The following is a 13,701-nucleotide window of genomic DNA, read 5'->3' as shown; positions in this document are numbered from 1 at the left end:
AACTAATCTTCATGGTTTTCAATCAGGACACTCCGTGGTTTCGACCCGCTCGCCGGCCCGATTACACCGTTAGCCTCTAAGTCATCAACGAGGCGAGCGGCGCGGTTATATCCGACTCTGAACTGGCGCTGTAATAGACTGGCAGACGCGCGTTGTTCTTCGATGACGAACCACTTCGCATCTGGATATAGGTCATCATCAGATTCAACTTCTGATTTTTCTGCTTGTTTTTGATTCATGATGACAGATTTCTCATAGTTTGCTTTCATCTGCTCTGTTATAAATTCTACTATATCTGTGACCTCTTCATCATCTAGGAAGGCCCCTTGAACACGTAATGGCTTAGAGCGGCCTGATGGTAAGAAGAGCATGTCACCACGACCGAGCAGTTTTTCTGCGCCCATAGAGTCAATGATTGTGCGTGAGTCTGTTTGAGAGCTGACTGCAAATGCGATGCGGGACGGAATATTTGCTTTAATTATACCAGTAATGACGTCAACTGATGGTCTTTGTGTTGCGATGATAAGGTGAATACCTGCAGCCCTAGCCATCTGGGCAATACGAGTAATCGATGCTTCTACATCTTTTGAAGCGACCATCATAAGGTCAGCGAGCTCATCGACGATGACGACAATGTACGGTAATTTTTGTACTTTTTTCGGATTATCAGCAGTCCGTTCTAGATACTGGTTGTAAGCTTCGATGTTTCTTGTATTAGAGTGACTAAATAAATCGTAACGTCTTTCCATTTCACTCACGATTCTATTTAAGGCATCGCTCGCCTTTTGTGGATTAGTCACTACAGGTGCTAAGAGGTGAGGAATGCCGTTATAGACATTTAACTCTACCATTTTCGGATCAATCATCATCAGTTTTACCTCATGCGGTTTAGCATTGAGTAAGATACTGACTATAATGCCGTTAATACATACTGATTTACCACTTCCTGTTGACCCAGCAACAAGTAAGTGCGGCATTTTATTTAACTCTGCCATAATCGGCGCACCAGAAATATCTTTACCGAGGGCAACCTCAAGTGGATTGTCGGATGATCTTCTCTTAATGACTTCTCTTAAGGTCACCATACTGACAACAGAGTTTGGCACTTCAATACCAACAGCTGATTTACCCGGTATTGGTGCCTCAATACGTATGTCTTTTGCAGCTAAACTCAGGGCGATATCATTTTGAAGGTTAATAATTTTGGAAACTTTGACACCGATATCTGGCTGAATTTCAAACTGTGTCACTGCCGGGCCAATTCTAATCTTAGAAACTTTCGCATTGACGCCAAAGTTTTTAAGCGTCTCTTCCAGCACTTTACCTTGCTGAATAACTTCCTTATTACTGACTTTAGCAGTCTGTTCAGCGTCATTTAAAATATCGATTGGTGGAAGTTTGTAGGCATTCAGTTCTCTTAACTCTTCTGCGTCAAATTCCTCAAACTCATCATCAGCGACTTCGCCTTCTGGAATATCGTGAAGGGGATCCGCATCATCTTCATATTCTATTTCTTTTTTCTCACTAATTTCCTCTTCAATTGTTAAACCAGATTCTGAATCAGCTTGTCCAACTTCGTCTTTGGTTTCAGGTTCTTCACTGACGAGCTCATCGGATGCATAGACTTCTGGTTCGATATAAGTCTCCTCGTAGTCTGTATCCGAAACTTCTTCTTTTGCTGATTCATCCGTCTGATTAAATCTCGCCTCACGTTTTTTGTTTTTTCTTTTTGGTAAGGGTGCTTCGGCGTTCGCTTCTTCAATGACAGGGGCCGTTTTTCCAGTACTGGTTTTCTTCTCTTTAGCCGGTCTATTTTTAATTTTCTCATTGATTATGCTAAATAATGAGGCAATGCCTGCACCGATAGCTGTCAGTCCTTTAATGACAAAGGTGAAATCATTTCTTAGTGATTCTTCAATGCTCTTATTACGCACAATAATCAGGCTTAAATAGATAAAGATCAAGCTGATTAAGAGTGTGCCAAAGAAGCTGATTCCTGTTGATGAGAAGTTGAAAAGTGTCTGACCGATCACGCCACCGCCTGTAAATTCAAAGCCCGAAGCTCTTGTTAATTCGAGAATTTCTTGGAAGCCATAGTAGCTGTCTGTAAGTGCTCGATTTGTTAGGTACAGGATGGAATGTAGGAAAAATAAGAGTCCGAATTGCATTAGGGTGTAGCCAAACATGCGTTTCGTGAATGGGAATTTTAAGTTTGTCGCAAGATAAAAGGCTGCGAGTAGGAGTACGAAGTAAGTAAAGTATCGACTCGAGCCGAATAAATAATTGAATCCTGCATCTAAATATTCACCGACGACACCTAGGCTAAACACCGTAATGATAAGTAGGATAATAAGTATTAATGAAAAACTAGCATAGTATGTTTTTTTATCATTCTTTTTCTTCTTTGTGGTGCGCTTTCTTTTGGTCGCCATGGTTAACCACCTTTATTAACAGAATAATTATAACAACGGAGATATTAGGATAACCTCATATCTCCGTTGGATCTAACTTTATTATATTTCAGAAATGATTGGAATTATCATTGGACGGCGTTTCGTTTCATCGTATAAGAATTTTCCGAGGTCGTCTCTGATATTTTGTTTTAAGACGCTCCATTCAATCTTACCGGCGCTAATGTTTTCTTCAACAATACCACCAATGCGGCCAGCCGCTTCTTTTAATAATTCTTCAGATTCTTTGACGTAGACAAATCCACGTGATTGAATTTCAGGTCCTGCAATAATTTGACGTGTCTGACGGTCAATTGTGACAACAGCAATAAAGATACCGTCCTCACTAAGAAGTCTACGGTCACGTAAGACGATGTTACCAACGTCGCCAACACCGCTACCGTCGATTAAGACATTGCCTGCTTCAACCTTATCTTTAGAATACATCTTCGTACCGTCGTACTGAACGACGTCACCTTTTTCAAGTAGGAATATATTCTCTGCCTTAACCCCTGTCTCTGTTGCAAGACGGGCATGGGCAATTTGGTTTTTGAATTCACCTTGAACAGGAACGAAATATTCCGGTTTAAAGACGTTTAGCATCATTTTTAATTCTTCAGCTAAACCATGTCCTGAGGCATGAATTCTTGATTCAGGTGACTTGATTGTCGCACCTGCTTTAACAAGTTCATTTTGAGTAGAGTATAAAACGACTTCCATGCTTGAAGAAGGTGTCGTTAAAATGTATACTTCATCGCCTTCTTTAATGTTGGTCACTTCATGTTGTCCACGTGACATTTTACCAAGTGCTTCTATTGGCTCACCTTGTGAGCCTGTCGCGATAATGACAAGTTCATTATCCGGATAATCTTTAATTTCATGGCTTGGTACAAGTAAGCCTTCTGGAATGTCGAAGTAACCCAGTTTTCTAGCAACCTTAAACGATGATTCTAATGTACGTCCAAGGAAGGAAACTTTACGGTTAACTTTGGCAGCATTTGTTAAAACTTGTTGAATGCGAACAAAGTTCGAAGCGTAGCATGACACGATAATACGCTTTTTAGACTTTTGGAAGTTATCGAGAATGTGCTCTTCGATAATGTTCTCAGCCGTATTGTAGCCCATTTTCTCAGCTTCAGTAGAGTCACTGATTAAAGCGAGTGTCTTATTCTTTTGACTTAAGGCATACATCTTCGCCATATTATAGTCATAGTTTCCTGTTAAGCTCTGGTCGAACTTAAATTCACCTGTATAGACAATCGAGCCATATGGTGTGTTCATACTAATACCGTATGAGTCCGGGATGCTATGAGAAGTTTCAAAGAACTCCACATTCGTCTGCCCAAATTTCATAACAGATTCGCTATTGATAGCGTAAAATTTAACTTTCTTTTTAACGTTCTTCTCTTTCAGACGTTCTTTAATTAATGCAATTGTTAAACGTGAACCATAGATTGGCACGTTTAAGTCTTGGATAATATATGGAATTGCGCCGATCGAATCCTCGTGTCCATGAGTTACAAAAATCGCTTTAAGACGATCTTTATTCTCTAAAACATAGGAGATATCCGGGATGACAATGTCGATACCGAGCATCTCATCTTCCGGAAACATCAATCCTGCATCGAGGATAAACATGTCGTTGTCGACTTCAACAATGTACATGTTCTTCGCAATTTCTCCAACGCCGCCGAGAGGAACGATTTTCACATGTGCATCATTTTGCTTTTTTTTCACAGTGTTGTCCTCCAATTTCTTTCGGCAATTTATTTGTCTTCTTCATTGTTTGATTATAATAACTCTTTACGTGAAGCGTTAACACGACCTTGGTTATCGATATTCGTTACCTTAACGAGGATTTTATCCCCCACTTTAACGACATCTTCAACCTTGTTGACACGTGTTGTATCAAGTTGAGAAATGTGAACGAGTGCATCTTTACCTGGGAAGAGTTGAACGAAGGCACCAAACTTCTCAATACGGCGCACTTCACCGTTATAAATTTCTCCAACTTCAGCTTCTCTGACAATATCTTCGATAATGGAACGGGCTTTCTTGATGGCTTCCTGATCACTTGCACCGATAAATACCGTCCCATCTTGCTCGATGTCGAGCTTAACGCCTGTCTCATCGATAATTTCGTTAATTTTCTTACCACCTGGTCCAATCACGTCACGGATTTTAGCAGGTTTAATATGCATGACTTCAATTTTCGGCGCATATGCTGATAGCTCAGTACGCGGTTTATCAATTGTTGCTAGCATATGATCTAATATGTGCTGACGACCAAGACGTGCTTGTTCAAGTGCTTCTTGAAGAATCGCTTCACTTAATCCATCAATCTTAATATCCATTTGAATGGCAGTGATTCCTTTAGGTGTACCTGCAACTTTAAAGTCCATGTCACCTAGAGCATCTTCCATACCTTGAATATCAGATAGAATTGTGTAGTTTTCACCTTTCTTAACAAGCCCCATTGCAATACCTGCAACCGGTGCTTTAAGCGGTACACCTGCATCCATTAGTGCAAGTGTTGAACCACAGATTGATGCTTGAGATGATGAACCATTGGATTCTAATACTTCAGATACGACACGGATTGTATACGGGAATTCCTCTTCTGAAGGAATAACTTGTAATAATGCACGTTCACCTAAGGCACCGTGACCAATCTCACGACGGCCAGGTCCACGAATCGGTCCAGTTTCACCTACCGAGAAATTCGGGAAGTTGTAGTGGTGCATATAGCGTTTGTTCTCTTCTGTGCCTAAACCATCAATGATTTGGTGTTCTCCTAAACCACCAAGTGTGGCAACGGATAAGGCTTGGGTTTGACCACGTGTAAATAAAGCCGAACCATGTGCACGTGGTAACAGGCCTACATTAGAAGAAAGCGGACGAATTTCAGCTGGCTCACGACCATCCGGACGCACTTTTTCATCTGTAATTAATCGACGTACTTCAGCCTTAACGAGATCATCAAAAATCGCAGAAACATCTTGAACTTGAGCCTCGTAGTCTTCCGCTTCTTCATCAAGTGTTGCAATGATGTCTTGTTTAACTTCTGAAATGTTTGCTTCACGCGTTTGCTTATCGTTTTCTTGGATCTTAGCGTAAAGTCCCATCGCTTCAATTTCAGCTGTAATCTTCGTACGGAAGTCCGCATCAATTTCGTGAACAATGACTTCACGTTTTTCAGGTTGAACTTGTGCAATCGCTTCTTCTTGGAATTGAACAAGTTCCTTAATGTTTTCATGTCCGAAGAGAATCGCTTTTAACATGACATCTTCAGGTACTTCCTCGGCAGCAGCCTCTACCATGTTCACCGCATGTTTAGTCCCTGCTACTTGAAGCTCTAACTCAGATTTTTCCATCTGTTCTGCTGTCGGGTTAATAATAAATTCCCCATCGATTAAGCCAACCGTTACACCAGCAATCGGCCCATCAAATGGAATATCAGATACGCTTAAGGCCATAGAAGACCCTAGCATCGCTGCCATCTGTGGAGATGCGTCATTATCGACAGATAAAACAATCGAAATGACTTGAACATCATGTCTATAACCATCCGGGAATAGTGGACGAATCGGTCTGTCAATCAAACGACTCGTTAACGTTGCATCCTCACTCGGACGTCCCTCACGTTTATTAAAGCCACCTGGTATCTTACCAGCAGCATATAATTTCTCTTCGTAACCTACAGTAAGTGGGAAAAATCCAATATCCTTAGGTTCCTTAGAAGCCGTCGCCGTAGAGAGTACAACTGTATCTCCGTAACGTACCAACACAGATCCATTTGCCTGCTTAGCCATTTCACCATACTCAACTTTTAGTGGTCGGCCGCCCCACGTCGTTTCAAAAACTTGTTTATTTTGTTCATTCATAATTTGTTTTCTCTCCTTAGCTTGGCACTTATAGTTATCATATCATTTTTTTTTACAAATATATATATAAAAAGAGGTTGGTGTGTTGTGGCATATCGCTATAATTTAGATTGATATTGTATTATTGGGCCGCTATGGTCGTTACAGAGAGCTGATATTGCGTTGGCGGGTCGCTGTCAGATCCACAGAGAGCCGATATTCTGCTAGCGGGTCGCTGTGAGATCCACAGGGAGCCGATATTGCCTTAATTGGACGCTGTCACCGCCACAGCGCCGCGATTTCCCTTTTTATCGTAACCGTCACAAAACCATAAACAAAAAATCCCCTCTCAGACAGAGAGGGGATGAATATGCACAATTAAAATTAACGACGGATGCCTAATTTACCGATTAATTCACGGTATCTAGAAACGTCTTTATTACGTAGGTACGTAAGTAGGTGTTTACGACGACCTACCATTTTAAGAAGTCCACGTCTTGAGTGGTGGTCTTTCTTGTGGAAACGTAAGTGTTCGTTTAATGTGTTGATTTCTTCAGTTAATACTGCAATTTGAACCTCAGGAGATCCTGTATCAGATTCGTGTACGCGGTATTCTTCGATTAATTCATTTTTTCTTTCTTTTGAAATTGCCATGAAAATTCCTCCTAATAAAATTATATTCACCAATATCCGAGCATGCGTCGGAGTTTCAACAATGCCAAGATAAGGTACTCGTAGTATTATACAATTTTTCTACTCTAAGTTCAAGTATTCTTTCGATAAAAACCCATCCTTTTCGAAAGTCACCTTGAGTTAAATATCGCTCAGCAGTTCGCGTGCAATCTTGGCATCTGAATCGATTGCTTCTATTAACGGTTCGATACCATCAAATTTTTCTTCATCACGAACGAAATGGTGCCAATGTATTGTGACGTTTTCACCGTAGATATCTTTATTGAAGTCAAAGAGATAGACTTCTGTCGTTAGACGTGCGTTGTCGTGGAAAGTGGGTTTGACACCTACACTTGCAACGCCCTTATAAACATTGTCATCGTTATCAATCGTCACCGTCACTGCATAGGAACCGTTCGCCGGCATGAAGTAACGATAGTTCGGTTCAATGTTCGCAGTCGGAAAGCCGATGGTCCGGCCGCGCTTTTCTCCTTGTACGACAATGCCCTCGATATCGTAAGCGCGGCCGAGTGCTTGATTCGCTTTAGCGAGCGCTTTTGTTTCCAAATACTCACGAATTTTTGTCGTTGATACTTTTTCACCATCAAAATCAAGTTTGTCAACGACTGTCGTGTTGAACTCAGTATACTGTTTTAAATCTTCGACTGTGCCGCTACCTTTTTTACCATAAGTATAATCGAATCCAGAAATGACTTCTTTTACTTGTGTATTGATAATGTATTCCTGAACAAAGAAATCTTTATCTAGACCGGCAAAAGCACTTGAGAAGTTGATGATGAATAGGTAGTCGATATCTAGTGCTTCAAGTTTTTTAATCTTCACATCGATCGGTGTGAGATAAGTTGTACGCTGGCGTGTTGGATCTAAGACAACCGAAGGATGCGGATCAAAGGTAATGACCGTTTTTTTTAGGCCTTTTTCTTCAGCAATGCCCTTCATAGTATTAATGACATCAAGGTGTCCACGATGTAAACCATCAAAAAATCCAATCGCCGCTGCCGATAGCTCTATTGAAGATAAGTCTTGCTCATTTGGATAGTGCAATCTAAATATTTCCATAAGTCCCCCATAAGTTACTAAACATTTTAAATGGCTTAAGCTGATCCGGCTTATCTACGTGAGTTTTGTAGATGCCAATCGGCACGTTCTGATGCGTAAATAAAACCGTGTCGAGTTCAGTTAAACCTAGCACATTTAATATATCACTTTTGACCAATTTTTGCCCGTTCGTGATTTTAAATTGTAAAGCTTGGTCGTCACTAATATCAAAATGAACTTGATCATCTAAAATATCAATAACCGGGATAACATTAACTACCTCAGGGTTTTCAATTAAATCCTGAAGTGGCGTCGTATCATCAAGGGAAAATCCACAAGAAGCCGTCCGCCTCAAATAAGACATGTGTGCAGGATAGCCAAGCGCTTTACCAATATCAACTGCAAGTGTTCTAATGTAGGTTCCTTTAGAACACTTCACATCAATATCAAAAGATAAAGTACTCGAATCCTTTCTAATGTCAGAAGTCAATTTTATGTCCTCGATGTAGATATCTTTTACAGGACGGTCAACAATTTCGCCATTTCCCGCGTAATCATAAAGTTTTCTTCCGTTGACTTTGACTGAGCTGTACATAGGTACCATTTGGCTATAACCACCAATGAATGATTGAATCGCCTCGTTGACTGTGTCAATACTCATGTTTTCACCTACCACTTGACGTGCAGTAACATTCCCTGATGCATCTTCAGTATCTGTTGCGATTCCTAATGTAACTGTTGCACTATAGCGCTTGTCTCTCATTTGTAAGATCTCAGTGAGCTTTGTAGCATCACCCACAACGATTGGTAAGACACCAGTGACATCTGGATCGAGTGTTCCTGTGTGACCAACACGTTTTGTCTTCAGGACTTTACGCATCTTGAAGACGACATCATGAGAAGTCATACCGCTCGGTTTGTCCACCACCACAACACCATGTTTTTGGTTTGTCATAAGGTTTCCTCCATAAAAAGATAGCCGCAGCCGATCCACCGGCTGCGGCACTTTAAAATTATTCGTCTCGCTTCTTAATATCGCTTAAGAGTGACTCAATTCTCTGACCGTATTCAATTGAATTATCATACTTAAATTGAATTTCGGGTGCTTTTCTTAAACGAATGTTTGACGCTACAGCTTTTCTAAATAAGCCATTAAACTTATCAAGCGTCTCTTGGACGAATTCTTTATTATTGTTAAGGGCAGTGAAATATACTGTTGCTAATTCGTTTTCCTTAGTGACTTCGACTTCAGTGATTGTCACCATACCAATGTCAGGTTCTTTCTCTGTCACTGTTGTGCGGATCTCTTCACTGAGTACTTTTTTTATTTCTTCTGCAATTCTTTCATTTCTTTGTGACATATTATTTCCTCTCAATCTCTACCATAATGAATGGCTCTATTTGGTCGCCTTCTTTGATATCGTTGAAGTTCTTAATTGTCAGACCACATTCATATCCTGCAGTCACTTCTTTGGCATCATCTTTAAAACGTTTCAGTGTGTCGAGTTCGCCTTCAAAGATAACGATGCTATCACGAATTACTCTCACGCCGCTATCACGTGTAATCTTACCATCTGTTACATAAGCACCTGCAATGGTACCCACTTTAGATACTTTAAAGATTTCACGAACTTCGACATTACCAATAACTTGTTCTTCGAATTCAGGGTCTAGCATTCCTTTCATAGCTGACTCGATTTCTTCGATTACTTTGTAGATGATACGGTGTAATCTCATATCGATTTGGTTCTGTTCTGCTGCACGTTTCGCGTTGACATCAGGACGAACATTGAAACCGATAATAATCGCACTTGATGCATTTGCTAAAGTGACGTCAGATTCGTTTATCGCACCAACACCTGTGTGAATGATACGTACATTGACACCTTCAACATCAATCTTCATAAGTGATGCAGCTAGTGCCTCTACAGATCCTTGAGCGTCACCTTTGATGATAACGTTTAAGTCTTTCATTTCGCCCTCTTTCATCTGTTCAAACAGATTATCTAGAGACACTTTCTGATTGACTTCACGGTCACGCATAATCTTATCCTCGTGACGCGCTTCACCGATTTGGCGCGCTTTCTTATCATCTTTAAAGACTACAAAACGATCGCCTGCTTCAGGGACATCATTGATACCTGTAATTTCAACAGGTACAGATGGACCAGCGGACTTAATACGCTGACCTGTGTCACTTACCATTGCACGGACCTTACCATAAGTTGAGCCGACAACAATAGAGTCGCCCACTTTTAAAGTACCATGTTGTACAAGTAAACTTGCTGCAGGTCCACGAGATTTGTCTAATTCTGCGTCGATTACAGTACCGACTGCTGGCATATCACTCGTTGTTCTAAGTTCCGACACTTCAGAAACAAGATTAATCATTTCTAATAAGTCATCGATTCCATCACCTGTTAGTGCTGATAATTGAACAAAGATTGTGTCGCCGCCCCAGTCTTCTGGGTAAAGACCATGTTCACCAAGTTCTGTCATAACACGGTCTGGGTTAGCAGTTGGTTTATCAACTTTGTTTACTGCAACAATAATTGGTACCTCAGCTGCTTTAGCGTGGTTAATTGCTTCAATTGTTTGTGGCATTACACCATCATCTGCAGCCACTACAAGTACTGTTAAGTCAGTTACCTGTGCACCGCGCGCACGCATTGTAGTGAACGCTGCGTGTCCTGGTGTATCTAAGAAAGTAATTTTCTTATTCTCATGTTCAATTTGGTAGGCACCGACGTGTTGAGTAATTCCACCAGCTTCACCTGCTGTTACTTTCGTATCTCTAATAGAGTCAAGTAAAGTCGTCTTACCATGGTCAACGTGACCCATGATTGTTACTACACTTGGACGTTCTTCGTCTAAGTTTTCTTCCTCTAAATTGAAGAAGTTTGTAAGATCACTATCATCGACTTCAACTGTCAGCTCTGAAGTATAGCCGTAGTTTTCAGCCACAATTTCAACTGAATCTTGGTCAAGTGACTGATTAATGTTTGTTACAATACCAAGCATGAAGAGGTCTTTAACAATTTTAGAAGGGTCTACATTGATTTTTTCAGCAAGCTCTCCTACTGTGATACCTTCTTCATAAGTGAAATGCTTACTGTCAGCTTCCTCTTTTTTAGGCGCTTCTTTTTTGGATGATTCTTTTTTAGCGGTTTTTTGATTTTTATTGTTTTCTTTAGCTTTTTGTTGTCTGCCTTTGTTATTTTGTTTCTGGTTATTTTGTTTTTGCTTTGGTTTGTTTTCTTTGTTGTTTGGCTTAGTTTCTTTAGATGTGTTTGATTCTTTGTTTTTAAATTTCTTATCAAGCATTACTAAGACATCGTCTTCGATTGAAGACATATGACTCTTAACCTCGACATTTTGTGATACTAAGAAGTCGATGACCTCTTTACTTGATAAGCCAATTTCTTTGGCATATTCATGAATTCTAGTTTTACTCATTGAACCAATCCCTTCTATGAGAGCTCTTTAATCTTTCGTGCAAAACCATGGTCGGTAATGGCAAGAACAACGCGGTTATAGGCACCCGTCGCTTTAGAGAGCTCTTCGTTTGTATACTTATCAATGATTGTGACATTGTAACTCTTACACTTATCATTCATTCTCTTACTTGTACTCTTACCCGCATCAGAAGCTAAAAACACAAGGGCAGCTTTGTTTGACTTGACCGCTTCAAGTGTTTTTTCTTCTCCATTGATTGTCTTGTTAGCGCCTGTTGCTAGACCGACATAATTTAGTATTTTATCGTTCATCGCTTCGGAATATCCTCTCTATAGATCAAACGGATAATTTCATCATAGACCGGATTTAAAGTTTCTGTATCTTTACCCAGCGCTTTTTCTAAAGCTTTTTTCTCTCTCGCTTTATTAACTTTTTCTAAATCTTTAACGACATAGCTACCTCGGCCATTTTTCTTACCTGTAGCATCAGCGAAAACTTCGCCTTCTTTCGTTTTAACGACGCGGATTAAATCATTTTTAGGATGCATTTCATTCGTTAAGATACATTTTCTCATCGGAATTTTCCGTGCCATTGTATACACCTCTAGTCGTTTTCGATGCTTTCTGCCTCAGCATCAGATTCACTTTTAATGTCAATTTTCCAGCCCGTCAGTTTCGCAGCAAGACGTGCATTTTGACCTTTCTTACCAATCGCTAATGATAGTTGGTGATCCGGGACAACAACTACAGTTGATTTGTTTTCCTCATCTACAGTCACACTGACAACTTGAGAAGGACTTAAAGCATTTTTCACAAATACTTTAGGATCTTCATCCCATAAGACGATGTCAATTTTTTCACCGTGAAGTTCATCCACAATTGCTTCTACACGCGCACCGCGTGAACCAACACAAGACCCGACAGCATCAACATCTGGGTTCTCTGCATGGACACTAATCTTCGAACGCTCACCCGCTTCACGAGCAACACTCATAACCTCTACTGTACCATCAAAGATTTCAGGAACTTCATCTTCAAATAGTCGCTTTAATAGATTCGGATGCGTTCTAGATACGAAGATTTGTGGCCCTTTAGTCGTTTGTTCCACCTTATTAACGTAAACTTTAATACGCTCATTTGGAATATAAGACTCATTTGGCATGCGCTCAGATTCAGCTAATACCGCATCTGTCTTCCCTAGTTGAATATACACAAAGCGGTGGTCGACTCTATCGATTAAGCCAGTTAAGACTTCATCTTCTTTGTCGATAAACTCATCGTATAGAATACTGCGTTCAGCATCTCTAATACGCTGCATGACTGCTTGTTTCGCTGCCTGTGCACCAACGCGATTAAAGTCCTTAGGCGTCACGTCTTCATCAAACGGGTCGCCGACTTCATATGCTGGGTTGTATTCTCTTGCAGTTAAGAGATCAATTTCTGCTGTTGGGTCCATTACTTCTTCAACAACATCTTTTCTAGAAATCACTCTATAACTTCCAGATTCCATATTTAAATCGATCGAGACATTTTTATGGTCAGCGTAATTCTTTTTATAAGCGGTAATTAAAGCAGCTTCAATCGCATCCACTAAGACTTCCATTGGGATATTCTTTTCCTTATGGATATATTCAACCGCATTGATCAATTCTTTATTCACTCAATTTTCCTCCATTCTAAATCAGTACAGCTTTTCTAATCGTTGCAATTTTTTCACGTTCTACGGTGATGGTTTTCTTACGAGTTTTCACTTTGTATTCAATAGTCACAGACTTGTCATCGTATTCTTTTAAGACACCAGTCCACTCTTTTTCACCGTCGATTTGTTGATAAGTTTTGATATAAATACCTTTTTCTAAAGTGAGTTCTAAGTCCTCATCATCTTTAATCGGACGTTCTGCACCAGGAGACGACACATCTAAATAATAGGCCCCTTGAACGATGTCCAAGTCATCAAGTTTCGCACTGATTATTTCCGAAAATGCTGCACAATCATCGAGTGTAATACCGCCTTTTTTGTCTAGGTAAACGCGCAAGAAGAAATCAGGTCCTTCCTTTACGTAGGAAACTTCAACTAGCTTTAAATCATTTTCTTTGGCAATTGGCTCGACATGGTTATATACTTCCTGTTCAGTTCGGTTCATGTCAAAATCCCCTTTCAAAAGTAAGAGAAGAACGGTATAAACCCGCTCTTCTCCTCAC

General features: G+C 40.3%; 12 protein-coding genes. All 12 read right to left on the bottom strand.

What is annotated here, in order from left to right; genetic code table 11:
- Positions 1-2: 2 nt before the first annotated feature.
- Entirely contained in the window at positions 3-2,432 is a 2,430-nt protein-coding gene (locus V6E76_RS00165) for a DNA translocase FtsK (RefSeq protein WP_247347926.1), read from the bottom strand.
- Between the two features lie 81 nt (positions 2,433-2,513).
- Positions 2,514-4,187, bottom strand: coding sequence for a ribonuclease J (locus tag V6E76_RS00160; RefSeq protein WP_247347925.1), 1,674 nt, complete (start codon positions 4,185-4,187; stop codon positions 2,514-2,516).
- A 53-nt stretch (positions 4,188-4,240) separates the two neighbouring features.
- Positions 4,241-6,334, bottom strand: coding sequence for a polyribonucleotide nucleotidyltransferase (pnp, locus tag V6E76_RS00155; RefSeq protein ID WP_247347924.1), 2,094 nt, complete (start codon positions 6,332-6,334; stop codon positions 4,241-4,243).
- 363 nt (positions 6,335-6,697) lie between these two features.
- Positions 6,698-6,967, bottom strand: coding sequence for a 30S ribosomal protein S15 (rpsO, locus tag V6E76_RS00150; protein ID WP_026867615.1), 270 nt, complete (start codon positions 6,965-6,967; stop codon positions 6,698-6,700).
- Positions 6,968-7,126: 159 nt separating this feature from the next.
- Positions 7,127-8,065 (bottom strand): riboflavin biosynthesis protein RibF, encoded by a 939-nt coding sequence (gene ribF, locus V6E76_RS00145; RefSeq protein WP_247347923.1) that lies wholly within the window; start codon positions 8,063-8,065, stop codon positions 7,127-7,129.
- Entirely contained in the window at positions 8,052-8,999 is a 948-nt protein-coding gene (gene truB / locus V6E76_RS00140; RefSeq protein ID WP_247347922.1) for a tRNA pseudouridine(55) synthase TruB, read from the bottom strand. Before truB ends, ribF begins: the two co-directional genes overlap by 14 nt.
- 58 nt (positions 9,000-9,057) lie before the next feature.
- A complete protein-coding gene (gene rbfA, locus V6E76_RS00135) occupies positions 9,058-9,405 on the bottom strand; it encodes a 30S ribosome-binding factor RbfA (RefSeq protein ID WP_247347921.1) in 348 nt (115 codons plus the stop codon).
- Position 9,406: 1 nt separating this feature from the next.
- Positions 9,407-11,500: a translation initiation factor IF-2 gene (infB, locus tag V6E76_RS00130; RefSeq protein WP_247347919.1), complete on the bottom strand. Its 2,094-nt coding sequence runs from the start codon at positions 11,498-11,500 to the stop codon at positions 9,407-9,409.
- A 14-nt stretch (positions 11,501-11,514) separates the two neighbouring features.
- A complete protein-coding gene (locus V6E76_RS00125; RefSeq protein ID WP_026867610.1) occupies positions 11,515-11,811 on the bottom strand; it encodes a L7Ae/L30e/S12e/Gadd45 family ribosomal protein in 297 nt (98 codons plus the stop codon).
- Positions 11,808-12,092 carry an RNase P modulator RnpM gene (gene rnpM, locus V6E76_RS00120; protein WP_035857278.1) on the bottom strand — a complete coding sequence of 95 codons (285 nt, stop codon included), beginning with the start codon at positions 12,090-12,092 and terminating at the stop codon, positions 11,808-11,810. The genes V6E76_RS00125 and rnpM overlap by 4 nt, the downstream gene beginning before the upstream one ends.
- 11 nt (positions 12,093-12,103) lie before the next feature.
- Positions 12,104-13,159, bottom strand: coding sequence for a transcription termination factor NusA (gene nusA / locus V6E76_RS00115; RefSeq protein ID WP_026867608.1), 1,056 nt, complete (start codon positions 13,157-13,159; stop codon positions 12,104-12,106).
- 16 nt (positions 13,160-13,175) lie between these two features.
- On the bottom strand, positions 13,176-13,643 hold the full coding sequence (gene rimP, locus V6E76_RS00110) for a ribosome maturation factor RimP (RefSeq protein WP_026867607.1): 468 nt from the start codon (positions 13,641-13,643) through the stop codon (positions 13,176-13,178).
- Positions 13,644-13,701 lie beyond the last annotated feature (58 nt).

It is taken from the genome of Jeotgalicoccus huakuii, assembly GCF_036665975.1.
Classification (GTDB): Bacteria; Bacillota; Bacilli; order Staphylococcales; family Salinicoccaceae; genus Jeotgalicoccus; species Jeotgalicoccus marinus.
This window is presented reverse-complemented; position numbering and strand designations above follow the sequence as displayed.

Bases quoted from the DNA above. Each gene is read 5' to 3' on its own strand.
- infB (WP_247347919.1), bottom strand. From the start codon at position 11,500: ATGAGTAAAACTAGAATTCATGAATATGCCAAAGAAATTGGCTTATCA.
- rpsO (WP_026867615.1), bottom strand. From the start codon at position 6,967: ATGGCAATTTCAAAAGAAAGAAAAAATGAATTAATCGAAGAATACCGC.
- ribF (WP_247347923.1), bottom strand. From the start codon at position 8,065: ATGGAAATATTTAGATTGCACTATCCAAATGAGCAAGACTTATCTTCA.
- V6E76_RS00165 (WP_247347926.1), bottom strand. From the start codon at position 2,432: ATGGCGACCAAAAGAAAGCGCACCACAAAGAAGAAAAAGAATGATAAA.
- rbfA (WP_247347921.1), bottom strand. From the start codon at position 9,405: ATGTCACAAAGAAATGAAAGAATTGCAGAAGAAATAAAAAAAGTACTC.
- rnpM (WP_035857278.1), bottom strand. From the start codon at position 12,092: ATGGCACGGAAAATTCCGATGAGAAAATGTATCTTAACGAATGAAATG.
- rimP (WP_026867607.1), bottom strand. From the start codon at position 13,643: ATGAACCGAACTGAACAGGAAGTATATAACCATGTCGAGCCAATTGCC.
- truB (WP_247347922.1), bottom strand. From the start codon at position 8,999: ATGACAAACCAAAAACATGGTGTTGTGGTGGTGGACAAACCGAGCGGT.
- V6E76_RS00125 (WP_026867610.1), bottom strand. From the start codon at position 11,811: ATGAACGATAAAATACTAAATTATGTCGGTCTAGCAACAGGCGCTAAC.
- pnp (WP_247347924.1), bottom strand. From the start codon at position 6,334: ATGAATGAACAAAATAAACAAGTTTTTGAAACGACGTGGGGCGGCCGA.